The 23,406-nt window shown below is 68.8% G+C and carries 21 protein-coding genes; 11 read left to right on the forward strand and 10 right to left on the reverse strand.

The genetic code is table 11. From position 1 onward, the window contains the following. The first annotated feature begins 33 nt into the window (after positions 1-33). From ACSFBM_RS11680 to ACSFBM_RS11690, 3 genes are read left to right on the forward strand one after another with little or no spacing between them, the layout of a single operon-like run. Positions 34-1,635: a DNA-3-methyladenine glycosylase 2 family protein gene (locus ACSFBM_RS11680; protein ID WP_435484485.1), complete on the forward strand. Its 1,602-nt coding sequence runs from the start codon at positions 34-36 to the stop codon at positions 1,633-1,635. A 6-nt stretch (positions 1,636-1,641) separates the two neighbouring features. Further along, the gene (locus tag ACSFBM_RS11685) at positions 1,642-2,139 is read left to right on the forward strand and encodes a methylated-DNA--[protein]-cysteine S-methyltransferase (RefSeq protein WP_435436356.1); all 498 of its coding nucleotides are present in this window, start codon (positions 1,642-1,644) and stop codon (positions 2,137-2,139) included. 31 nt (positions 2,140-2,170) lie between these two features. After that, on the forward strand, positions 2,171-3,112 hold the full coding sequence (locus tag ACSFBM_RS11690) for a DMT family transporter (RefSeq protein ID WP_435484486.1): 942 nt from the start codon (positions 2,171-2,173) through the stop codon (positions 3,110-3,112). Between the two features lie 4 nt (positions 3,113-3,116). Here ACSFBM_RS11690 and ACSFBM_RS11695 read toward each other — a convergent pair whose 3' ends face one another. Further along, positions 3,117-3,779 carry a DUF1345 domain-containing protein gene (locus tag ACSFBM_RS11695; RefSeq protein WP_435484487.1) on the reverse strand — a complete coding sequence of 221 codons (663 nt, stop codon included), beginning with the start codon at positions 3,777-3,779 and terminating at the stop codon, positions 3,117-3,119. 229 nt (positions 3,780-4,008) lie between these two features. On the opposite strand from ACSFBM_RS11695, the gene ACSFBM_RS11700 reads away from it, so the two are divergent. After that, positions 4,009-4,836 (forward strand): hypothetical protein, encoded by an 828-nt coding sequence (locus ACSFBM_RS11700; protein ID WP_435484488.1) that lies wholly within the window; start codon positions 4,009-4,011, stop codon positions 4,834-4,836. Positions 4,837-4,938: 102 nt separating this feature from the next. Then, positions 4,939-6,549 carry a class I adenylate-forming enzyme family protein gene (locus ACSFBM_RS11705; RefSeq protein ID WP_435484489.1) on the forward strand — a complete coding sequence of 537 codons (1,611 nt, stop codon included), beginning with the start codon at positions 4,939-4,941 and terminating at the stop codon, positions 6,547-6,549. 15 nt (positions 6,550-6,564) lie between these two features. Here the strand turns inward: ACSFBM_RS11705 and ACSFBM_RS11710 are convergent, their stop codons facing one another. The 3 genes from ACSFBM_RS11710 to ACSFBM_RS11720 are packed head-to-tail and all read right to left on the reverse strand — an operon-like array spanning position 6,565 to position 10,075. After that, positions 6,565-8,106 (reverse strand): AMP-binding protein, encoded by a 1,542-nt coding sequence (locus ACSFBM_RS11710; RefSeq protein ID WP_435484490.1) that lies wholly within the window; start codon positions 8,104-8,106, stop codon positions 6,565-6,567. 5 nt (positions 8,107-8,111) lie between these two features. After that, entirely contained in the window at positions 8,112-9,248 is a 1,137-nt protein-coding gene (locus ACSFBM_RS11715) for a DUF5938 domain-containing protein (RefSeq protein WP_435484491.1), read from the reverse strand. A gap of 23 nt (positions 9,249-9,271) precedes the next feature. Then, a complete protein-coding gene (locus tag ACSFBM_RS11720; RefSeq protein WP_435484492.1) occupies positions 9,272-10,075 on the reverse strand; it encodes an SDR family NAD(P)-dependent oxidoreductase in 804 nt (267 codons plus the stop codon). A 241-nt stretch (positions 10,076-10,316) separates the two neighbouring features. Here ACSFBM_RS11720 and ACSFBM_RS11725 point away from each other — a divergent pair, with 241 nt between their 5' ends. Beyond that, positions 10,317-10,970: a TetR/AcrR family transcriptional regulator gene (locus tag ACSFBM_RS11725; protein WP_435484493.1), complete on the forward strand. Its 654-nt coding sequence runs from the start codon at positions 10,317-10,319 to the stop codon at positions 10,968-10,970. An 18-nt stretch (positions 10,971-10,988) separates the two neighbouring features. Here the strand turns inward: ACSFBM_RS11725 and ACSFBM_RS11730 are convergent, their stop codons facing one another. From ACSFBM_RS11730 to ACSFBM_RS11745, 4 genes are all read right to left on the reverse strand, one after another. Continuing rightward, positions 10,989-11,960 carry a LysR substrate-binding domain-containing protein gene (locus ACSFBM_RS11730; protein WP_435484494.1) on the reverse strand — a complete coding sequence of 324 codons (972 nt, stop codon included), beginning with the start codon at positions 11,958-11,960 and terminating at the stop codon, positions 10,989-10,991. 90 nt (positions 11,961-12,050) lie between these two features. Next, on the reverse strand, positions 12,051-13,706 hold the full coding sequence (locus tag ACSFBM_RS11735; RefSeq protein WP_435484495.1) for a tannase/feruloyl esterase family alpha/beta hydrolase: 1,656 nt from the start codon (positions 13,704-13,706) through the stop codon (positions 12,051-12,053). A gap of 43 nt (positions 13,707-13,749) precedes the next feature. Then, on the reverse strand, positions 13,750-15,189 hold the full coding sequence (locus ACSFBM_RS11740) for an FAD-binding oxidoreductase (RefSeq protein ID WP_435484496.1): 1,440 nt from the start codon (positions 15,187-15,189) through the stop codon (positions 13,750-13,752). 61 nt (positions 15,190-15,250) lie between these two features. Next, positions 15,251-16,576, reverse strand: a complete 1,326-nt coding sequence (locus ACSFBM_RS11745) for an MFS transporter (protein WP_435484497.1) — start codon at positions 16,574-16,576, stop codon at positions 15,251-15,253. Positions 16,577-16,743: 167 nt separating this feature from the next. On the opposite strand from ACSFBM_RS11745, the gene ACSFBM_RS11750 reads away from it, so the two are divergent. Then, complete coding sequence (locus tag ACSFBM_RS11750) at positions 16,744-17,736, forward strand: TIGR03571 family LLM class oxidoreductase (protein WP_435484498.1); 993 nt, start codon at positions 16,744-16,746, stop codon at positions 17,734-17,736. A gap of 19 nt (positions 17,737-17,755) precedes the next feature. After that, positions 17,756-18,460 (forward strand): glutathione S-transferase N-terminal domain-containing protein, encoded by a 705-nt coding sequence (locus ACSFBM_RS11755; protein WP_435436342.1) that lies wholly within the window; start codon positions 17,756-17,758, stop codon positions 18,458-18,460. A 105-nt stretch (positions 18,461-18,565) separates the two neighbouring features. On the opposite strand, the gene ACSFBM_RS11760 is transcribed toward ACSFBM_RS11755, so the two are convergent. After that, on the reverse strand, positions 18,566-19,846 hold the full coding sequence (locus tag ACSFBM_RS11760) for a glutamate carboxypeptidase (protein ID WP_435484499.1): 1,281 nt from the start codon (positions 19,844-19,846) through the stop codon (positions 18,566-18,568). A 155-nt stretch (positions 19,847-20,001) separates the two neighbouring features. Between ACSFBM_RS11760 and ACSFBM_RS11765 the strand changes: the two genes are divergently transcribed. Further along, a complete protein-coding gene (locus ACSFBM_RS11765) occupies positions 20,002-20,646 on the forward strand; it encodes a TetR/AcrR family transcriptional regulator C-terminal domain-containing protein (RefSeq protein WP_435484500.1) in 645 nt (214 codons plus the stop codon). Positions 20,647-20,671: 25 nt separating this feature from the next. On the opposite strand, the gene ACSFBM_RS11770 is transcribed toward ACSFBM_RS11765, so the two are convergent. Further along, the gene (locus ACSFBM_RS11770) at positions 20,672-21,415 is read right to left on the reverse strand and encodes a siderophore-interacting protein (protein ID WP_435484501.1); all 744 of its coding nucleotides are present in this window, start codon (positions 21,413-21,415) and stop codon (positions 20,672-20,674) included. A gap of 307 nt (positions 21,416-21,722) precedes the next feature. Between ACSFBM_RS11770 and ACSFBM_RS11775 the strand changes: the two genes are divergently transcribed. Both ACSFBM_RS11775 and ACSFBM_RS11780 read left to right on the forward strand, forming a co-directional pair. Next, positions 21,723-22,343: an RNA polymerase sigma factor gene (locus tag ACSFBM_RS11775; protein ID WP_435484502.1), complete on the forward strand. Its 621-nt coding sequence runs from the start codon at positions 21,723-21,725 to the stop codon at positions 22,341-22,343. Between the two features lie 5 nt (positions 22,344-22,348). Beyond that, positions 22,349-23,395, forward strand: coding sequence for a FecR family protein (locus ACSFBM_RS11780; protein WP_435484794.1), 1,047 nt, complete (start codon positions 22,349-22,351; stop codon positions 23,393-23,395). Positions 23,396-23,406 lie beyond the last annotated feature (11 nt).

The following is a 23,406-nucleotide window of genomic DNA, read 5'->3' on the forward strand; positions in this document are numbered from 1 at the left end:
AGTTGAAACGAGTCGAAACCGTATCATTTCCCCATGCCCGCCGCCCACACACCCCATGAAGCGCTCGAGAGCGACGCCTGCTACCTGGCGATGAAGACGCACGACGCGCGCTTCGACGGCTCGTTCTTCACCGCGGTGACCTCCACCGGCATCTATTGCCGCCCGGTGTGCCGCGTGAAGCTGCCGCGGCGCGAGAACTGCCGCTTCTTCCGCCATGCGGCGCAGGCCGAGGCGGCGGGCTTTCGCCCCTGCCTGCGCTGCCGGCCCGAACTGGCACCGCGTGCGGCCAGCTGGTCGACCGAAGACGCCTCGCGCATCCTCGCACTGCAGGCGGCCCGGCTCATCGACGAGCCCGACGCGTGGTCGGAAGACGGCCCCGGCGCGGCGCAGATCGCCGCACGGCTCGGCGTGAGCGACCGGCACCTGCGCCGCATCTTCGAGGTGCAGTTCGGCGTGTCGCCCCTGCAGTACCTGCAGACGCGCCGCCTGCTGGCCGCCAAGCAGCTGATCGCCGACACACGACTGCCGATGACACAGGTGGCACTGGCCAGCGGCTTTGCGAGTGTGCGCCGCTTCAACGCGGCGTTTCTCGAACACTACGGCCTGAACCCGAGCGCGCTGCGCAGGGCCGGTGGCGCCGCGGCCGAGGGCAACAAGGCCAGGGCCATCGAGGTGCGGCTGGGCTTCAGACCGCCGTACGACGCCAACGCCATGCTCGCGTTCTTCGCACGCCGCGCGTTGCGGGGCGTGGAGGTCGTGACCACGGCCGACGGCAACATGCCCGTCAAGGGCGGCACGCCCGCGTACGTGAAGCTGACCCGCACCCTGCGCGTCCAGCAAGGCACGCAGGCGCACGCCGGCTGGATGCAGCTGCGCTTCGACCTGGAGCGCGAACTGGTGCTGCTGTCGGTCAGCGACTCGCTCGCCGCGGTGCTGCCCATCGTCATCAGCCGGGCGCGGGCGCTGTTCGATCTCGACGCCGAGCCGATGGCGATCAACGCCGCGCTGCATGCGGCCTTTCCGCACGGCGACGGGCTGCGCGTGCCCGGCGCGGTCGACGGCTTCGAACTTGCGGTGCGCGCGGTGCTGGGCCAGCAGGTCACGGTGGCCGCGGCGCGCACGCTGGGCTCGCGGCTGGTCGAGGCCTTCGGCGAGCCGATCGCCACGCCGGTCGAAGGACTGGACCGGCTGTTCCCCACGCCCGCCGCCATTGCCGCGGCCAGCGGCGACGCCCTCGGCCAGCTCGGCATCGTGCGCCAGCGCCAGACCGCGCTGCACGCCATCGCCCAGCACGTGGTGGCCGGCAAGCTGACCCTGCATGCGGGCGCCGACGTGCCCTCGACCATCGCCGCGCTGCAGGAGCTTCCGGGCATCGGTGCCTGGACCGCGCAGTACATCGCCATGCGCGCGTTGCGCTGGCCCGACGCCTTTCCGGCCGGCGACGTCGCGCTGCAGAAGGCACTGGGCGTGACCACGGCGCGCGCCGCCAGCGAGGCGTCTCAGGCCTGGCGGCCATGGCGCAGCTACGCGGTGCTGCGCGCCTGGCATGCGCCCTCTTCGTCTTCCGCATTGCCCACCGCCGAGACGGCGGCCACGGCATCTCCCCTCGTCACCACGGCAGGCCTCACCGCCTGAAATGCCATGAAGTTCAAGAGCAAAGTCATCTACACCTCGCACCTCGACACGCCGCTGGGCGGCATGACGATGGCGGCCACCGACCAGGGCCTGGCCGGCGTCTGGTTCGACCAGCAGCGCCACTGGCCCGACACCACCGGCTGGATCACCCGGGACGACCACCCCGCGCTGGTCGAGGCGGCCGCCCAGTTGCGCGACTACTTCGCCGGCCGGCGCGACAGCTTCGACATGACGCTCGACCTCTCGCACGGCACCGCGTTCCAGCAAAGCGTGTGGCAGCAGCTGCTGGCCATTCCGGCCGGCGCCACCACCAGCTACGGTGCATTGAGCGTGAACGTGGGCAATCCCGCGGCGGTGCGCGCGGTGGGCGCGGCCGTGGGGCGCAACCCGATCAGCGTGATCGTGCCCTGCCACCGCGTGCTGGGCGCCGACGGGTCGCTGACCGGTTACGCTGGCGGGCTCGAGCGCAAGACCGCCCTGCTCGAACTCGAGAAGGCGCTCTGAGCGCCGGGCACCGAAGAAGAACAGACGACGCATGACCACCACAACGAACAACAACATCCCCGCCAAAACCCTCGCCCCCACGGCCTGGCTCATCGACCTCGTGCTGCTGGGCGCGCTATGGGGCGCGTCCTTTCTGTTCATGCGCATCGGCGCGGCCGAGTTCGGTGCGCTGCCGACGGCCGCAGTGCGGGTGGCCATCGCCGCGCTGTTCCTGCTGCCCATCGCGCTGCTGCGCGGCCAGGGCCCCAGTCTTGCCAGGCACTGGAAGGCGAGCTTCGCGGTCGGTGTCTTCAACTCGGGCATGCCCTTCGCGTTGTTCTGCTTCGCGCTGCTGACCATCAACACCGGCCTGGCGGCGGTGCTCAACGCGACCACGCCGATGTTCGGCGCACTGGTGGCGTGGGCATGGTTTCGCGAGCGCCCCGCGGGTTGGCGCATCGTCGGGCTGGTGATCGGCTTTGCCGGCGTTGCCATGCTGGCCAGCCGCAGCGCCGGCCTGCAAGCGGGCGCGAGCGGCAATGCCGCACTGTTCGCGGTGCTGGCCTGCCTGGCCGCGTGCCTGTGCTACGGCATCTCGGCCAGTGCCACGCGCGCCCACCTGGGCGGCGTGCCCGCGCTCACCACGGCCACCGGCAGCCAGCTGGGCGCCACGCTGTTCCTGGCCCTGCCGGCGATCTGGCTGTGGCCCGCGCAAATGCCCAGCCTGCGTGCCTGGCTCGCGCTGCTGGCCCTGGGCATCGCCTGCACCGGCGTGGCCTACATCCTGTTCTTTCGCCTGATCGAGCGGGCCGGCCCGGCCCGCGCGCTGACGGTGACCTTCCTGGTGCCGGTGTTCGCGCTGTTCTACGGCGCGGTGTTTCTCCACGAGAGCATCACGCAGTGGATGCTGATCTGCGCGGCGGTGATCGTGTGCGGCGTGGCGCTGTCGACGGGCATCGTCAAGCCGGGCATGCCGCGCAAGCGCGCGACCTGACGGGCTACATCGCGCCGGCCACCACGTTGACGGACAGCGCCAGCACCAGCATGTTGAACGCGAACGCCAGCACGCTGTGGAACAGCGTGATGCGCCGCATCTCCCTCGAGGTGGCCTGCACGTCGGACACCTGCGAGGTCATGCCGATCACGAACGAGAAATACAGAAAGTCGAAGTAGTCGGGCGCGTCGTCCTTGCCCGGAAAGTCGAGCCCGCCGTCGGGCGAGCCGCCCTTCTGGTCGATGTAGTAGCGGTGCGCGTAGTGAAAGGCGTAGATGGTATGGATCATCAGCCAGGAGCCCCCCAGCGCCACCAGCCCGAGCGCGACATGCGCCGCGCGCTCCCAGCCGTTCAGCTGCTTGACCTGCTGCAGCAGCATGGCGATGGCCACCACGCTCACGGCCACCACCACCAGCATCGACACCAGGATCACGATGTTGGGCTGGTCGAGCTGCTGCGCACGCTCGCGTGTGCGCCTGGCATCGAAGGTGTCGACCAGCCACCATGTGAGCACCTGGTAGACCAGAACCCCCGCGCACCATCCGGCCAGGCCGCGCGCCATGCTGCTCATCGGCACCGGCATCAGCGCCGCAGCCACCGCGGCAGCGGCGATGCCGCCGTAAAGAAGACGCTGTTTGCCGGTGGTGGTGGAGAGGTGTCTGAGCATGCGCGCCACTGTAGCCGCTGAAGCCGCGCAAGCGCGTCGACCACGTCCTACAGGCACAGCGGCATTTCGCGCATGCAAGCGTCGGCATCGCGCGCCTATCGTGTCGCCTGTTTCACAGGGAGCTACGCCTGCAGGCACCGCGCCGGACCCGTCGTCTGGCGCCCATTCTCATTACGTGCCCAAGGCGGCCATCTTTTTCATTCTCTCCAGGCCCTCCATGACTTCTTTCATGCTGCTCCGCTCCCGCCCTTCCCGTCGGACCGCACGACTCGGTGCCCTGGTCGGCGCCGGCTTTCTCGTCGCCGCCACACCGGCCCTGGCCGACCCCTCGCCCGCGCTCGACCGCTTCAGCTTCTCCGTGGGGGCGTTCAACGCCGACCCCAAGTTCAATGCATCGGTGGGCACGCCCTACGGCACGCTGCAGTCGGGCGACATCAAGCCGGGCCGCGTGACCATGCCGCGCATCACGGCCGACGTGCTGCTCGGCGACAGCCAGGGCATTTCGTTCGACTACTACCAGTACAAGCGCGACTACTCGGGCGGCATCGCGAACAGCACGTCCTTCGGCAGTTTCGGCACGCTGAACTCGTTCGGCAACGCCTCCGTCAACACCAAGCTCGACTTCGCCAAGCTCTCGTACAAATGGTGGATCGGCTCGGGCAACACCGTGCTCGGCCTGGGCGCTGGCGCCGCCTACTACCGTGCGACGCTGGGCGCAACCGCGCTGGCCTCGGTGAACGGCCAGGTCGGCACCCTCGCCGAAAGCTCGAGCGACAACGCCATTGCACCGCTGCTCGAGATCGGCGTGCGCCATGCCATCACGCCCGACCTTCGCCTGTTCGCCGACGCCTCGGGCGTGTGGAAGAACGGTGGGCGCTTTCACGGCAACATCTACAACGCCTCGGCCGGCGTGGAGTGGTTCCCGGTGAAGAACGTGGGCCTGGTGCTCTCCTATGGCGTGACGAACATCGACCTGACCCGCGAGGCGGGCTTTGCCGATTCGCGGCTGAAGGTGCGCCTGCAAGGCCCGTCGGCGTTCCTGAAGGCGCGTTTCTAGGGCCTGCCAGAGCAGGCCGCGCTGTGTAGCCAGTCTTCGCAAGACGCGTGGGGAGGGCAGCCTTAGGCTGCGCTCCACCACAGAAGACCGGAGACACAGAGCATGCCTGCAGCCGACACGGGCCTCGCGCCCTCGCAGTTCCACCCCCGCATCTCGCGCGTTGCGCTGGGTGACGTGGTCCACCGCAGCGCGCGCCGCTTCGGCGCACGCACCGCGCTGATCGAGGGCGAGCACCGCATGTCGTACGGCGAACTCGACGCCGCGTCGAACCGCTTCGCGCACCACCTGCTGGGCCTGGGCCTGCAAGGCGGCGCGCGCGTGGGCATGTTGTGCAACAACTCCATCGAGATGGTGGTGGCACTGCTGGGCATCCAGAAGGCGGGGCTGGTGTGGGTGCCCATCAACACCGCGCTGGCGGTGGACGCCGTCGGCTACATCCTCGCGCACGCCGAGGTGCGCCATCTGGTGATCGACACCGCGCTGCATGCCAAGCCCGAGCTGCGCGCACTGATCGACGGCGCGGGCATTGCGCCGCTGCTGTGCGTGCTGGACGGCGACACGCCACCGGCGGGCGTCGCCACTGTGGCGCAAGCCATCTCGCAAGGGCCGCAGACGCTGCCCGACGTGCCCATCGACAGCACGCAACTCGCGCTCATCATGTACACCAGCGGCACCACCGGCCGCCAGAAGGGCGTGATGCATTCGCATGCGTCGGTGCATTCGGTGCTGCTGAGCAACATGGTCGAGTGGGGCAGCAGCCCGGAGCGCGCCGACGTGTGGAGCAGCGTGCTGCCGCTGTTCCATTGCGGCCAGCACACCGTGCTGATGTCCGCGCTCGCGGTGGGCGGCGCGCTGGTCGTGCTGCGCGGCTTCGACCCCGGCGCGGTGCTCGGCGCCATCGAGCGCCACCGCATCACCGTGATGGTCGGCCTGCCGATGATGTACGGCGCGCTGCTGGCCCACCCGCAGCGCGCGTCGCGCGACCTGTCGAGCCTGCGGCTGTGCGTGTATGCGATGGCCCCCATGCCGCGCACGCTGCTGCTGCGCCTGCTCGACGAGTTCTGCCCCAACTTCGCGCTGGTGTCGGGCCAGACCGAGATGTACCCCGGCGCCACCATCTTCGAAGCGCACGAACAGCGCAAGCGCTTCGGCTCCTACTGGGGCGTGGGCACGCTGGTGAACGAGGTGTCGGTGATGGGCGACAACGGCGAACTGCTCGCAGCGAACCAGGTCGGCGAAATCGTCTTTCGCGGCCCCAACGTGATGCTCGGCTACTACAAGGACCCGGAGGCCACCGCCAGCGCCCAGCGCTTCGGCTGGCACCACTCGGGCGACCTGGGCAAGATGGACGACGACGGGCAGCTCATCTTTCTCGACCGCCTGAAGGACATGGTGAAGTCGGGCGGCGAGAACGTGCCGTCGATCAAGGTCGAGGAGGTGCTGCTGCGTCACCCGGGCGTGATGAATGCGGCGGTGGTGGGCTTGCCGCACGACCACTGGGGCGAGGCCATCACCGCCTTCGTGACACGCCGGCCCGACGCGCCGGCGGACTTCGACGAAGCCGCGCTCACGGCGCATTGCAAGGCGCACCTCGGCGGCTTCGAGGTGCCGAAGGAAATCGTCTTCCTGCCCGCACTGCCCATGACCTCGACGGGCAAGATCCAGAAGTTCGAGCTGCGCAAGGCGCACCAGGACCTGTACCAACGCGCCTGAGCCGGCGCAGCACGCTCAATGCGGCAGTGCCGACAACAGCGCGGAGCGCACGTCCTTCTTCAGCACCTTGCCCACCTTGGAGCGCGGCAGGTCGAGCCACACCTCGACCTGCTTGGGCGCCTTCACGCTGCCGATGCGCGCCTTCACGAAGGCCTTGATGTCGTCCACGTCCACCTGCCGGCCGGTGTGGAGCTGCAACACCGCCACCACGCGCTCGCCCCACTTCTCGTCGGGCAGGCCGACCACGGCACTGTCCTGCACGTCGGGGTGCTGCATGAGCGCCTGTTCGACCTCGGCGGAATACACGTTGAAGCCGCCCGAGATGATCATGTCCTTGGCGCGGTCCACGATGTACAAAAAACCGTCCGCGTCCAGATAGCCGATGTCGCCCGTGTGGTGCCAGCCGAAGCGCGAGGCCTCCTCGGTGGCGCGCGGGTCCTTGTAGTAGCCCTGCATCACGAGCGAGCCGCGCACCACGATCTCGCCGCTCTCGCCCGTGGGCAACAAAGCGCCCTCGCCGTTCATCACGCCCACCTGCACCAGCGGGCCCGGGCGCCCCGCCGACGCCAGGCGCTGCACGGCGACCGATCCGTCGGCGTTGAAGTGGTCGCGCGGCGACATCATCGAGATCATCATCGGCGCCTCGGTCTGGCCGAAGAGCTGCGCCATGACCGGGCCGATCTTCTGCAGCGCCTCTTCGAGCCGCGCGGTGGACATGGGCGCCGCGCCGTACCAGAAGCATTGCAGCGAATCGAGCGCCGTGTCGGCCAGTTGCGGATGCTGCAGCAGCATGTAGATCAGCGTGGGCGGCAGGAAGGTGTGGGTGATGCGGTATTCCTCGATGAGCCCGAGGAACTCGCCCAGGTCAGGCCTGGGCATGATCACCACCCGCCCGCCCAGCGCCATCACCGGCAGGCACAGCACACCGGCCGCATGCGTGAGCGGCGCGAGCGCCAGGTAGGCGGGCCGGCCTTCGAAGGGGTAGCCCATCAACGTGAGCGCCGACATCGCCTCGAGGTTGCGCCCCGAGAGCATCACGCCCTTGGGCTGTCCGGTGGTGCCGCCGGTGCCGGCGATCATGGCCACGTCGTCGGGTGGCGCGGTATCGAGGGGCGAATCGCCCAGCCCTTCCAGCCACTCGTCCATGGAAGGCGCGAAGGCCTGCGGCACGTCCAGGCACACCAGCGCCCGCAGCTTCGGCAGCTGCGGGCGCATCTGCTCGACCATGGCCGCGTAGTTGCCGTGAAAGACCAGGCACGCGCAATCGAAGGCATCGAGCACGAAGGCGTTCTCGCCCGCCTCGTTGCGCGGATTGATCGGGCACCACACGCAGCCCGCGCGCGAGATGCCGAACACCGTGGCGAATGCCATCGCATCGTTGCCCGAGAGCACGGCCACCTTGTCCCCCGGCCGGATGCCGGCGCGCTGCAGGCCGCGCGCCACGCGCCAGCTGATGCGCTGCACCTGGGCATAGCTCAGGTCGGTGCCGCCCAGCGTCAGGCACGGCGCATGGGCGCCCAGCTGGGCGCCCTTGTCGAGGTAGTCGACGAGGCGCATCAGAGTCAGCCCAGCCGCGTGAGCACGGGCTCTTGCACCAGCCCGAAGCTGCGCAGCGCACCCAGCAGCTCGCGATGCCCGAAGGCCTGGCAGCCCGAGGCGAAGCCGGCGCGCCGCGGCGGCTGCTGCAACAGCGAGGCCGCCGCATAGGCCTGCAACAGGCCGGTCTGCTTGTAGTTGCAGTTCCCGAAGATCACGCAGTGCATGCGGCCCAGCGGGCCGGAGGCATGCACCGAATCGACGGACTTGTTGATGCGCGGGTTCTCGCGCGGGGGCATGGTGTTCATCACCCCCGCGGCCGTCCGGGCCAGGGCGGCATAGCGGTCCTCGTCGTTCATGCCCTCGGTGGCCTTGAGCGCGGCAGCCACGATCTGCGGCACGCCCTGCATCAGCGCCTTGTTGAAGACCCCGCCCAACACCTTCACATTGGCCACGCGCGGATCGCGCTTGAACCACACCGGGTGCGAGGTGCCGCCCCAGGGCAGCGCGAGCGCCGCCTCATGCTGCCCGGGAATGGCCAGGTGGTACAGGCCCGCATCGGGTTGCCATTCCACGTACTCGTTCTGCTCCAGGTAGTAGGCCTTGGAGGTGGCCGCATTGACCAGGATGGTCTGGGTGGAGGCAATGGTCGGGCTGCCGCCCCAGAACACGGCGATGTCCAGCGTGTCGAGCCCGGGCGTCTCCAGGCACAGCTGCGCCGCGATCTCGCCGGTGGTGTACATCTGCGCCAGGCCGGGCGAGAGCAGCAGGCCTGCCTTGGCGAACTTGCCGCCCCATTCCCGCTCGAGGGTGATGAGCCAGTCCTGCTCGCCCGTGGTGTCGGTGTAGTGGCACCCGGCAGCCAGGCAGGCTTCGACCACCTCGGGGCCGAATCTGGCGAAGGGCCCCACGGTGTTGAGCACCACCGAGGCACCGGTGAACAGATCGGTGAGCGCCCCCACCGAGTGCGCGACCTCCACCACCTCGTAGCTCGCGGTCTCGATGCCGGGCACGTTGGACTTCATCGCCGCGTCCACCTTCTGCGCGCTGCGGCCCGCGGCGATGAAGGGAATGTTGTACTCGCGCAGGTACTCGCAGACCAGGCGGCCGGTGTAGCCGGAGGCGCCGTAGACGACGACGGGTTTCTTCTTGCCGATGCTCATGCTGTGTCTCCTTTGTTGTGTGCTCACATGCCCATGCCGCCGTCCACCGCCAGGCCTGCGCCGGTGATGAACCGGGCCGCGTCGCTGCAGAGGAAGACCACCACGTCGGCCATGTCGCCGACCTCGCCCAGGCGCCCGAGCGGCGTCTGGCCGATCACGTCGCCCACCGCGGCCTCGACGCTGGGTGCCAGCCCCGCGGCCACGATGTCGTTGGCGAGCTTCATGCCCATGTCGGTGGGCACGAGCCCCGGGTAGATGCAGTTCACGCGCACGCCGTAGCCCAGCTTGCCGGACTCCATGGCCGCCACGCGCGTGGCGCGGTCGACGGCGGACTTGGTGGCCGAGTAGCCGGCGATGGCCGGGAACGCGATGGTGGCCGCGACCGATGCGATGTTGACCACCGCCCCGCCGCCGCCCGCGCTGCCGCCGGGGCGCATCGCGCGGAACGCGTGCTTCATGCCGAGCAGCGTGCCGGCCACGTTCACGTCGAGCATGCGGCGCAGGTCGTCGCCGTCGACGTCGATCACCAGCGAGGTGATCTCGATGCCGGCGTTGTTCACGAGGATATCGAAACCCCCGAGCGCCTCGACGGTGGCCGCGCTGGCCGAGGCCCAGTCCGCGTCCTTGGTGACGTCGAGCGGCACGAAGCCCACCTTCGCCCCCGACGCCGACAACCTGGCAGCGGTTTCGCGCCCCAGGTCGGCGAGCACGTCGCCGATCATCACGGACGCGCCGGCCGCCGCCAGCGCCTCGGCAATGCTTGCGCCAATGCCGCGCGCACCGCCTGTCACGAGCGCCTTGCGCCCTTTCAAGTCGAACTTGGCCATCGCTTGTCTCCTGTGTATGTGTTGTGAGATGGAGCGGCCATGCTAGAAATCGGCTTGACGAGTGTCAAGATTTTTTCTTTGACACATGTCCAGTTTCAAAAAAAGCCATGCGTGATACGCCGGATGCGGGTTCTCCCGCTTGCGTGCTAAGGTTTGGCATCAAGAGGAACACAGCGGCCAGCACCATGCGGCCAGGCTTTCAATGACGACACATCCACGGGTCCAGAAACACGCAGAACGGGTGCCCAAGGCACGGGTCGACAAGTTCTCCGAGCGCCGCGCCGAACTTGGCGAGGCAGCGCTCACCACGCTGGCCGCGCTGGGCTATGCGCGCACCAGCCTTCGAGAGATCGCGCAGAACTCGGAGTTCTCGCACGGCGTGCTGCACTACTACTTCAGCGACAAGGTCGACCTCATCATCTGCAGCGTGAAGCAGTACAAGGCGCGCTGCGTCAAGCGCTACGACCATGCGGTGGAAAGCGCCACCACGTACGACGAGCTGATGGAAGGCTTCCTGCAGAGCCTGGGCGACACCTTGCAGGGCGAAGGCCACGTGCACCGCCTCTGGTACGACCTGCGTTCGCAGGCGCTGTTCGAAGAGGCCTTCCGCGCCGACGTCGTGCAGATCGACAAGAGCCTGGAAGACATGATCTGGCGCATCGTGAGCCGCTTCGCCGAACTCTCCGGCCAGCCGTGCGGCATGCCGCCATCGGCCACCTATGCGCTATTCGACGGGCTGTTCCAGCAGGCGCTGCTGAAGCACCTGTCGGGCGATGCGAAGGCCATCGAAGCCATGCAGGCCGATGTGCGACAGGCCCTTACGCACCTGTTCACCGCGCCCGCGAAAGCCGCGCCCCGCAGGGCGGCAAAGCCGGCCACCAGGCGCAGCGCCTGAGGCGAACCGCCAAGGGCGCTATGCCTTCGGCACCTTCAGCTTTCCTGGCGGCGCCACCACGCGCGCACCCGCCCACTGCCCGCTCTCGCACAGCTCGCGCATCACGTCGCCGATCAGCGTACACACGGCGCGCTTGGCATTCGTGGTCGGCAGATGGACCGACACGCACAGCCCCAGCGTGCGGAACATCGAAGACGAATCGATGCGGTGCGCGGCCAGCCGGCCTTCCTGCACCTCGCGCTGCGCGAGCCCGAACGGCATGACGGTCGGCCCGAGGCCCGCCTCCACCGCGGCCTTCAGCGTGTAGACCGAGTTGATCTCCACGGCCACCTGCGCCGCGGAATGGCCCTCCCGCTCCAGCACCGCATCCACCAGCCAACGCGTGCAGTGACCGTGCGCATTGGCGGGCCACACCAGCGGCCGCGCAGTGGCCTGCCGGATGCTCACGTCGCCGGGCGGAAACGCATGCGGGCTTTGCGGCGATTCGAGGAATACGAAGTCTTCCTCGACCAGCGGCGTGAACAGGATGTCGTCCGCCGGCATGGTGGGCGAGAACACCGCCACGTCGACACGGCCGCGCAGCAGCTGGTCGGCCATGTTGCCGGTGAGTTCCTCGTTCAGGTGCAGCACCACGTCGGGGTAACGCAGGGCCGCCGCGCGCATCAGCGGCAATGCGATCATGGGCGACACGCTCTGCGGCAGCGCCGCCACCACCGAGCCCGCCACGGCATCGGACGCCACGTGCACCGCGGCCTTGGCGTCGCTCACCTGCTTGGTGATGCCCTGGGCGTACTCATAGAACACCTTGCCTGCCTCGGTCATCGCCACGCCGTTGCGGCTGCGCAGCAGCAGTTGCGTGCCGAGTTCGGACTCGAGCTCGGCCATCTGCTTGCTCAAGGCGGACTGCGCAATGAAGAGTTGTTGCGCTGCGCGCGACAGGCTGCCGCAGTCCACGATGGCGACGAAATACTTGAACTGGCGCAGTTCCATCGAAGGGTCTCCCGCCGCACGCAGCAGGCGTGCTGCGCGCGGCGGGTCATTCTAGGACGCGGTGTCCAGGGCCCAGGGTCGGACAAGGTCTCAGTTCACGCAGTCGAAGTTCGCCGCATCCTTCGCGTCGCCGGTGCCCTTGTAGCGCGGATAGGCGGGGTATTTGCACATCGGCCGCGAGAGCGCGGTCGCTCCGCTCGCGGCATCGACCTTGCGCTGCACCAGCTTCTGCGCCGACGCGGGCACGCCCTGCTCCACCCAGGTCGACATGGCCTTCAGCAGATCCACCTTGTCGGCACCCGGACCGCCGTAGCAATGGCCCACGCCCGGCGCAAGAAAAAGCTCGACCGTCTCGTCGGCCTTCTGCTGGCCCATGGCGGACACCACCCGGTCGTAGTAGCGCGAGGTGTCGCGCGCGCTCACCGAGGTGTCATTCGTGCCGTTCCACATGATCAGCCTGGCACCGCGCGCATGAAGCCGGTTCAGGTCGGGATCGGCCGCGCTGAACATGCCGCCGATGATGCCCATGCGCGTGAGCCACTGGTCGGGGTTCCAGGTGAGCGTGTCGAAGCCGGGGTCCTGCGTGATGAACGAGCGCACGAAGCCATCCGAGAACATGCCCTGGACAGAGTTGCCGCCCAGCGCCGCCTGCGGCCAGATGTACGAACCCCAGCCCTCGGCCGTGTTCTCCAGCCCGAAGTTGTAGCCCGGGTGCGACCACGCGTTGTCCGACGTGGCCACCGCCGAAGTGATGGTGTTCACGGTGGCGATCTGTGCATCCGACAGGCAGCTGTTGCCCGTGTCCGCCCCGTTCGCGCAGCGCAGCGGCGCGGGGTCGTAGTTGCAGGCGGCAGGCTTGGAAACGATGCCGTCGGCCACGCCGTCGAGCGCGTCGCACTGCGCGAGCACCGCGTTCGCCAGCAGCGTCTGCTTGGCCGTGTTGAGCGTGTTGGCCGGCGTGCGCACCTGCTTCGAGATGCGATTGAACTGCATGAACAGGCCCATGATGTTGCCCGCGGGCGCGCGCGCCACGATGCCGTCGAAGTCTTCGGGAAAACGCTGTGCCTGCATCAGCGCGTCATGGCCGCCCATGGAGCAGCCTTCGAAATAGCTGTGCGTGGGCGAGGTGCCGAAGAAAGCGGCAATCACTTCCTTGCCCGGCGGCAACGCGCGGTGCTCGGACTGCTGAGTGAAGTCGAGCAGCTTGGCCGGATCGGCCGCGAAGCCCGCCGCGAAGTAGCCCGCGTCGGGCGGCCCGCCGTAGTCGTAGCCGCCGTTGGTGCCAAGGGTGGCGTAGCGCTCGGAGAAGATCGACGCGCTGAACTGCGGGTCGCTGGCCTTGGGTAGCTGCCCGTCGAAGCCGCCGCCGCCGATGAAGGCGAGCTTGCCGTTCCAGCCTTCGGTGGGCAGGCGCGCTTCGAAGCGCAGGCTCGACCCCTTGAAGCTCGCGGTGACCACGCAGTACGCAGGCTGCGGCCCTGTCGCGGCCACCACCTTGGCATCGTCGACCACGACCGCACCTGCGCCGAAGGTCTGGCCCTTGAGCGTGGGGCACTTGTCGGTGAGCGAAACCGCAGGTGGCGGTGGCGCGGCCGGCGGGGGGCTGGCGGGCGCAGGTGCCGGCGGCAACAGCGGCCAGAAGCCGCTTGCACTGCCGCCCCCGCCACCGCAACCCGCCGCCAACGTGGCCACGGCCACTGAAACGAGCGCGCGGCGTGCGGTTGCAGACATGTTCGAGCTCTTCATCGTTGCGTCTCCAGTGTTGTTGTTGCGTGATGTGCGGATGCACTCAGGCCGTGGCGGGCCCGACGATCTTTCCGGGGTTGAAGATGTCGTGCGGGTCCAGCGCCTGCTTGATGGCGCGCATCAACGCCACGGTGTGCTCGCCGTGCTCCTCCACCAGGTACTTCATCTTGTGCAGCCCCACGCCGTGCTCGCCGGTCGACGTGCCGCCATGGCGCAGCGCGCGCTGCACCAGCCGGTGGCTGAAGGCCTCGGCCGCGTCGTTCTCCTCGGCGTTGTTCGGGTCGACGAGCACCAGGCAATGGAAGTTGCCGTCGCCGACGTGGCCGAACACCGGCGCGAGCAGGCCGTGTTCGGCGATGTCGGTCTGTGTCTCGTCGATGCACTGCGCCAGCGCCGACAGCGGCACGCAGGCATCGGTCGTCAGGCTGCGGCTGCCCGCCTTCAATTGAAGGCATGCGAAGTAGGCGTGATGCCGCGGCGTCCACAGACGCGAGCGCTCCTCCGGGCGAATGGCCCACTGGAAGGCACCGCCACCGTGGTTGGCCACGATCTCGCGCACCACGTCGGCCTGCTCGTCGATCTGCGAGCGGCTCGCGCCGAACTCCAGGAACAGCGTGGGGTGCTCGCTGAGCGTGGTGCGGCTGTGCGCGTTCACGGCGTGGATGGTCAGCGCGTCCAGCATCTCGGCGCGCGCCAGCGGCACGCCCATCTGGATCGCCTCGGTCACGCAGTCGACCGCCGCGCGCACCGATGGAAAGTGCACCACCGCCGCCGCATACGCCTCGGGGTGCGGATGCAGCCGCACCGTGGCCTCGGCGATGAGCCCCAGCGTGCCTTCGGAACCGCAGTAGAGCTGCGTGAGGTTGTAACCCGCCGAGCTCTTGCGCGCCTGCGAGGCGGTGCGCACCACCTCGCCGTCAGCCGTGACCACCGTGAGGCTCACCAGGTTGTCGCGCATGGTGCCGTAGCGCACGGTGTTGGTCCCCGACGCGGCCGTGGCCACCATGCCGCCGATGGATGCATCGGCGCCGGGGTCGACCGAGAAGAAGAAGCCGGTCTTCAGCAGTGCCGCGTTCAACTGCCCGCGCGTCACGCCGGCCTCGACCGTGGCCGTGAGGTCGCCGGGGCGAATTGCCAGCACCTTGTTCATCTGAGAGAAGTCGATGCAGACGCCGCCCTGCACCGCCAGCAGATGCCCCTCCACCGACGAGCCGACGCCGAAGCCGATGAGCGGCACGCGCTCCCGCGCGCAAGCCCGCACCACGAAGGCGACTTCGTCCGTGCTCTGCACGAACACCACCGCGTCGGGCGGCTGCGGCAGGTAGGCCGACTCGTCGGTGCCGTGCTGCAGCAGCACCGCCTGGCTGGTGGAAAAGCGCTCGGCGAACTTGCGCTGCAGCAGCGCGACCAGTTCGGGCGAGGGGGAGCGCCGGGCCACGGCGGGCGCGTTCGAACGCGCAGGGGTACTCACAACCGCATCCATGGGGTTCTTTCAGAAGAGGGGAAAAAGCGCCGCGGACGAAAGCCGCGGCGCGGGGACCGGATCAGCGCTTCGGCGAAGCGCGCTCAGGCTTGACGAACAGCACCAGCACCGCACCGATGACCAGCAGCGCAGCCAGCATGTGCAGCCCGGCGTCGGTGCTTTGCGTGGCGTCCTTGATCAGGCCGATGAGAAACGGCGCGCTGAAGCCCGACAGGTTGCCGAACGAATTGATGAGCGCAATGCCGGCCGCGGCGGCCGCGCCGCCCAGGAAGGCCGTGGGCATGCCCCAGAAGATCGGCAGCGTCGACATGATGCCCATGGTGGCCAGCGTGAGGCCGGCCATCGCGAGCGTCGCGTTGCCATGGAACGCCACGCTGAGCACCAGCCCGACGGCACCGACAACGGCGGCCAGCGCGCTGTGCCAGCGGTACTCGAGCCGGCGGTCGGCGCTGCGCGCCATGAGGTACATCGCCACCACGCCGAAGCTCCACGGAATGGCGCTGAGCAGACCGATGTCGAGCGCGCCCTTCACGCCGATGGCCTTGATGATGCTCGGCAGCCAGAACGAGATGCCGTACAGCCCCGAGGTATAGGCGAAGTACACCAGCGCCAGCAGCCATACCCGCCCGTTGCTGAGCACGGTGAGCAGGCGCGGCACGGCCTTGCCCGCGTCTTCGGCGGCGATGTCGCGAGCGATGAGCTCACGCTCGGCGGGGGTGAGCCACTGCGCGTCCTTCACGCGGTCGTCGAGGTAGCGCCACACCACCAGGCCCAGTGCCACCGTTGGCAGGCCCTGCAGCAGAAACAGCCATTGCCAGCCGGCCCAGCCATTGACGCCGCCCATGCCCTGCAGGATCCATCCTGAAATCGGCCCGCCCAGGATTCCCGCGAAAGGAATGGCCGCGAGGAACAGCGAGGTCGCCTTGCCGCGCCGCGCGGCCGGGTACCAGTAGGTGAGGTACAGGATGATGCCGGGGAAGAAGCCTGCCTCGGCCGCGCCGAGCAGGAAGCGAATGACGTAGAACGACATCGGCGAGCTCACGAACATGGTCGCCGCCGACAGCAGCCCCCAGGTGATCATGATGCGGGCGATCCAGCGGCGCGCGCCCACGCGGTGCAGCACCACGTTGCTGGGCACCTCGAACAAAAAGTAGCCGATGAAGAAGATGCCCGCGCCCAGCCCGTAGACGGCCTCGCTGAACTGCAGGTCGCCCTGCATCTGCAGCTTGGCGAAGCCGACGTTCACGCGGTCGAGGTAGGCCACGATGTAGCACAGGAACAGCAGCGGAATCAGCCGACAGCCGACCTTGCGGTAGACCGCGTCGGAGGTGCTGTCGAAGCGACCCTTGTGGGGCTGCGTTCCTGCAGCGGTGGTGGTGGAGCTCATGGGCGGTTGTCTCGCTTTCTGTGGGTCTTGTCGGTGCCACGATGGTCGTGGCCGCTCACGCATCGCTGCAGCGGGTTAACGCGCAAGATGCATATGGATTAAAGATCGATGCATCTCCGAACGAGATTGCCCGTGCGATCATTTCGCGGCCCTCTCACCCGAGCGACATGACACCCTTCAACATCGCCTACCGGCAGACCCTGCTCGCAGGCCGCCTCACGCTGGGGCTGATGACGCCCCTGGCCCGCGCCAACGGCGCCATGGCCGACCCCGCATTCGAACGCCGCCTTGCACAGCGCGCCGACGAGCTCGGCTTTGCCGCGCTGTGGACGCGCGACGTGCCGGTGATGGTGCCGCAGGGCGACGAGATCTCCGTGCTCGACGAGCCCTTCGTCTGGCTCGCCACGCTGGCCGCGGCCACGCAGCGCATCGCGCTCGGCACGGCCGCCGCGGTGCTGCCGCTGCGCCATCCGCTGCATGTGGCCAAGGCCGCGCTGTCGCTGAACCGCCTGTCGGGCAACCGCTTCATCCTGGGCCTGGGCTCGGGCGACCGCGAGGCAGAGTTCGCCATCTTCAAGGAAGACATCGCGCTGCGCGGCGACACCTTCCGCGAGCGCTGGAATCTCGTGCGTTCGGCCCTCGCGCCCGATGTGCAAGACCGCGCCGCGTTGCGCGAGGCCACGGGCGGCTTCGACCTGATGGCGCCGCCCGCCACGCGCATCGGCATGCTGGTGGTGGGCTCTGCACGCCAGTCGCTGCAATGGACCGCCACGCATGCCGACGGCTGGACCACCTACCACCGCGACGAGGCGCGCCAGCAGGGCCGCATCGGCCTGTGGCAGAGCGCGCTGCGGGAGCGCGCCGGCGGCGAGGCCAAGCCCTTCGTTCAGTCGCTGCAGCTCGACCTGCTCGACGATGCGCATGCACCGGCCGAAGCCATCGAGCTCGGCCTGCGCACAGGGCGCCATGCGCTCGTGGCCTACCTCGACCGGATGGAAGACGCCGGCGTCGCCCACGTGCTGCTGAACCTGGTGCGCGGCCCGCGGCCCGCGATGGACGTGATCGACGAACTCGGGCGCGAGGTGCTGCCCCGCCTGCAAGGCCATGCGCGCACGCCGGCGGGCCGAGCCGGGCAGAATCCGGCGCTTGGCGAAACCTGACCCTCACCAAGGACCACACATGACCGATCTCTCGAGCTTCCCCATCACGAAGAAATGGCCCGCGCAGCACCCCGACCGCCTGCAGCTGTACTCGCTGCCCACGCCCAACGGCGTGAAGGTGTCGATCATGCTGGAGGAGACCGGCCTGCCCTACGAGGTGCACCTGGTGAGCTTCGAGACACAGGACCAGATGTCGCCGGAGTTCCTGTCGCTGAACCCGAACAACAAGATCCCGGCCATCCTCGACCCCAACGGGCCCGACGGCAAGCCGCTGCCGCTGTTCGAGTCGGGCGCCATCCTGGTGTACCTGGCTTCGAAGACCGGCAAGTTCATTCCGCAGGACACCGCCGGGCGCTACGAAGCGCTGCAGTGGGTCATGTTCCAGATGGGCGGCATCGGCCCCATGTTCGGCCAGCTCGGCTTCTTCAACAAGTTCGCCGGCAAGGACTACGAAGACAAGCGGCCGCGCGACCGCTACGTGGCCGAATCGAAGCGCCTGCTGGGCGTGCTCGACAAGCACCTGGCCGGCCGCAAGTGGATCCTGGGCGACGACTACAGCATTGCCGACATCGCCACCTTCCCGTGGATCCGCAACCTGGTCGGCTTCTACGAAGCGGGCGACCTGGTGGGCTTCAAGGACTTCAAGAACGTGGCGCGCGTGCTCGAGGCCTTCGTGGCCCGCCCCGCCGTGGCGCGGGGCCTGAACATTCCGAAGCGCGGCTGACACCTTCCAGGGGCACCGCGGAACCGGCGTTGCCGGGCCGCGGGTGCCACCCCAGCAAGGGGGGAAGGAGAAGCGACACGAAGTGCGCGAAGCCTGCGGGTTTGCCTAGTTCGCCGACAGGTCCATCAGCATGCGCGAGAGCAGGTAAAGGCGAGGCACCACGCTCTCGACCTCCGCGTATTCCTCCGGCGTGTGGATGCCGCCGCCCACGATGCCGAAGCCGTCGAGCACCGGAATGCCGACGCCCGCCACCAGGCTCGCATCGGCCGCGCCGCCGCTGCTCTCGATGGTGAGCTTCTTGCCGATCTCCGCGTAGATGCCCTCGGCCATCTTCACCAGCTTGTCCGACGAAGGCAGGCGCGGCATGGGCGGCAGGCCGCGGCTCAGGCGCACGCGCACCTCGGTCTCGGGAATGAGCTTGTTCTGCGCAATGCGCATCATGTCCTTTTCGACGCGGTCGAACTCGTCGGGCGTGGCCACGCGCACGTCGGCCTTGGCGCTGGCGGCGGCGGGAATCACGTTGGTCGGGCCGTTGGCCGTGAGCACGGTGAAGTTGACGGTGGTCTTCTTCGCGGCGTCGGCCGTCTTCGACAGCTGCAGCACCTGGTGCGCCAGTTCCATGGCGGCGTTGCGGCCGGCCTCCGGCGCCACGCCCGCATGAGCGGCAACGCCCTTCACTTCGAGCAGCGCGGTGGCCGAGCCCTTGCGCTCGACCACCAGGCCGTCGGCCGGACGGCCCGGCTCCAGGTTGAGCGCCACGTCGTGCTGCTTGGCGATGCGCTCGATCAGCGCGCTGGTGCCGACCGAACCGACCTCCTCGTTGGTGTCGAGCAGGAAGGTGATCTGCCCGTAGTCCTTGAAACCGATCTGCTGCAGGATCTTCAGCGCATACAGGCCGGCCACCACGCCGCCCTTGTCGTCCATCACGCCGGGGCCGTAGGCGCGGCCGTCCTTGATGTAGAAGGGCTTGGCCGCGGCCGTGCCTTCCTTGAAGACGGTGTCCATGTGCGCGAGGATCAGGATCTTCTTCTTGCCCTGGCCGGTCAGCGTGGCGACCACGTTGGTGCCCGGGTGCGGGTCGGCCGGAAAGGTCTCGATGCGGGCGCCGAGCTTGCGCAGCTCGTCCACCGCCATCTCGCGCACCTTGTCCAGGCCTTCGGTGCTGGCCGAGCCCGAGTCGATGTTGACCATGCGCTCCAGCAGCTTCAGCGCCTCGTCCTTGCTTTGCGTGGCGGCGTCGAGCGCACCCTGGTGCGGCTTCTGGGCCATGGCCTGGCCGGCAATGAGCGCACAGGCCAGCACCGCGCCGTGGCAGGCGGTGCGCGCCCAGCGGCGGACGTTGTGCCGGGTGGAGGTCGAGGCGAATGCGTGCGCGTGAGTCTTCATGGGGTCCGTTCTTTTTTGATGTGCCGAAAAGTGCCGGCCATCGCGGGCGACTGCACGCGATGGCCGCGGCAGGCTATCACCCGCTTCGCGAACGGGTCAAGCCGCTGACTACACTGACGACGTCAGCCTTACCCCACCGAAGACACAGACCCCCGATGCGAATCCAGCGCGACCAGATCATCGCCACGGCCCTCGTGCTGCTCGACGAGAACGGCCTCGACGGCCTCACGATGCGCGCGCTGGCGCAAGCCCTGCAGGTGCAGGCGCCCTCGCTCTACTGGCACTTTCCCAACAAGAAGGCGCTGATCGACGGCATGGCCGATGCGCTGGTCGAAAGCGTGGCGCGCGAGCCGGTCGACGGCCTGTCGTGGCAGGAGGCGATCCGCCGCGTCGCTGAGCAGCTGCGCCAGGGCCTGCTGTCGCACCGCGACGGCGCCCGGGTGTATGCCGGCACCTACGTGACTTCGGACAACACGCTGCGCATGGGCGAGGCGACGGTCGGGCCGCTCTTGCGTGCGGGCGCCAGCCACGAGCTCGCGGCGTGGGGCTCCTTCAGCCTGATGTACTACGTGCTCGGCTTCGTGATGGAGGAGCAGGCGCTGTGGCCCGGCAACGGCGTCGACCTGGCCGCGCACCAGGAGGACCTGCGCGCACTGTCGAAGGACCGGTTTCCTTCGGTCTTCGCATGCGCGGGCGCGCTGTTCGACACCAACCTCGAGGAGCGCTTCGCGCTCGGCCTCGATGTGTTCATCGCAGGGCTGGCGAGCAGGATCGAGGCGCCGAAAAAGAAGAAGCGGTGAGCGGCCCGGCGGCGGCGGCGCGCGCTCAGTCGAGCCCGGTCTTTCCGGGCGCCCAGTAGGCCTTGGCCTTGATGCGCCGGGCCTCCACGCCCTGCGCCCTGAGCACGCGGCTCAGCTGGCGAATCGACGAGGCCTTGCCGGTCAACACGTAGTGCGTGTCGGCGGACATGGGCGCCCCCATCGCAGCCTGCAGTTCGGCCAAGTGCGAGTCGTCGGTGCGGCGTTCCATCAGCGCCATGTGCCGCACGCCCAGCGCGTCCAGCACCTGGCGCGATTCGGCGATGGCGCCCACCTCGAACACGGGCCGCACATCCTCGCGCGAGCCCAGCGACGCCACGAGGCCGAAGGAGGTCTCGTCGCCGAAGATCACCACCGGCCCCGCCAGCAGTTCCAGGTCGAGCGAGCGGCGCGGGCCGAACACCTGGCGTGCGTCGCCCGGGCTCGCATGGCGCACCCACTCGCTGCCCGGCCCTTCGCCGTGCGCAAAGGCCAAGATGCGGGTCACGCCGCGCGCGGCGTCCCAGCGAACCGGCGTGTAGGTGCGCGTCATGAACCCGCCGTCGAGCTTGATCTGCACCTTCTGCCCGGGCGACCACCGGTTGCCCTCGAAGGCCACGCCCTCGAGGTCGATGAGCCGGAACCGCGGCGACAGCGTGGCGGCCGAGATGACGCGCGCGGGGCGCAGGAACAGGCGCGTGAGCGTGCGTTCGACAAGCCCCGGCCGGAGCGCGCCGGACGGTGATTCGGACCCGATGTTGGAAGAAGACATGAGCAACTCTTTGAACGGCTGGGGAAGCTGAAGAGGAAGGGGAAGGAGAAGGAGAAGGAGAAGGGAAGAGATGGTCGACCTGACAGCGTTAGGCTGGCTGCAAATGTTAATCTAACAACGTTAGTTTTAACCCATTCCACGACGAAGACAGGGGCATCGCCGTCATCTGTTCGACTCACGATCGGTGATACACTCCAATAAGAATAGTTCTTATTCACTCTTCCCCAGGCCATCGACACCCGGCATTCGCCGCGCGTCGGCGATAGACCTTGGGGTCCATCGTCGATGCTTGCGAGAAGGCGGCCGGATGCGCGACCTCGTTCAGGAACTGGTAGCTCACTATGCGGACCTGCGCCGGCAGCTGACCCGCGACCTGCGGGACCCGCACTACGCGGCCGACATCGCGCAGTCCAGCTTCGAACGGGTCTACACCGCGGCGCTCAAGGCACGCGGCGGCGCGCGCGGCGATGCCCTGCCCGACGGCCACGAGGTCGCCGGCGGCGCCGTCGAATCGCCGCGCGCCCTGCTGTTTCGCGTGGCGCGCAACCTCTGCATCGACGACGCACGGCGGCGCAAGGTCGCCCAGGAATGGGCAGGTGCGCACGACGGCACAGGCACCCACCAGACCGCGCAGTCCAGCGAATACATCGTCGCCCAGCAGCGCGTGCTCGCGCGCGTGGTCGAGACCATGGAAAAGCTGCCGCCGCGCCGGCGCGAGGTGTTCCTGCTGTTCCGCGCCTACGGCCACACGCGCGCCGAGATCGCGCAGCGGCTCGGCATCACCGAGATGGCCGTGGCCAAGCACCTGCTGCGCGCCACCATCGACTGCTCCCGCGTGTTCGCGCAGCTGCGTGCCGAACTGATCGAGCCGCAGGTCCTGCTGAACCGCCCCGGCTTCGACGCGGCACTGGCCGAAGACTTCTCGTGAACGGCATGGCCATCGGCGCGCCGCGCGAACGGCTGGTCGAACGCGCGCTGGCGCTGATCGTCGCAGGCGAGATGGCGCCCGGCGACGCCGCGGGCCAGGCCCGCACGGCGCTCAGCCAGTGGCGCGGGAAGTCGGCCGAGCATGCGGCGGCCGCGCAGGAAGCGCGACAGCGCTGGGACGCCCTGGGCGGCATGGCGAACGACCTGCGTGCGCACTTCAACGAGCCCGAAGGCGGGCTCATGGCCCAGGCGGCGGCCGCATCCGCGTCGTCGGCGCAGCGGCAACAGCGCCGCAAGATGCTGTTTTCCGTCGCGGCCCTGCTGGGCACCGGCCTGGTCGCGGGCCGCGGGGTGCAGTGGTATTGGCAGCAGCCCGTGTTCCGCTCGGCCTACGAAACCCGCACCGCCCGGATGCTGAAGGTGAGGCTGACCGACGGCCTCGGCGGCGGGGCCGGCAGCCAGCTCGACCTGGCCCCGCTCAGCGCGATCGACGTGACGCTGTACCGCCAGCGTCGCTTCGTGGACATGGCGCGCGGCGAAGTGCGCTTCGAGGTGGCACCCAACGCGCAGCGCCCTTTCGAGGTCCGCACGCGCGGCGCCACCATCGAAGTGGTGGGCACCGCGTTCACCGTGCGCGATCGCGGCGGCCCGATCACCGTGGGCGTCGAGCACGGGCATGTGCGTGTGCGGGTGGCAGCGCGCCCGCGGTCGCCGGGCACCGAGGCGGAAGTGATCGACTTGCGCAAGGGCGAACTGCTCGAGATCCAGGACGGCCATGCGGCACCCGTGCGCCAGACCGACACCGCGGCGCTGTCCGCGTGGCGCAGCGGCTGGCTGGTGTTCGAGAACACGCCACTGGGCGACGCCCTCGCGGCCGTCAACAGCTACCGCGCGCAGCCCATCGTCACGACCAACACCCGCATCGACGCCATGCGGCTGTCGGGGCGTTTCCGCACCAACGATTCCGAAGGCCTCGTGGCTGCGCTGCCGACGATCCTGCCGCTGACAGCCGTGCATCGCCCGGACGGCAGCGTGACATTGCTGACGCGCTGACGGCGCAAGCC

Source organism: Variovorax pasteuri (assembly GCF_051216435.1).
In the GTDB taxonomy this organism is placed as follows: Bacteria; Pseudomonadota; Gammaproteobacteria; order Burkholderiales; family Burkholderiaceae_C; genus Variovorax.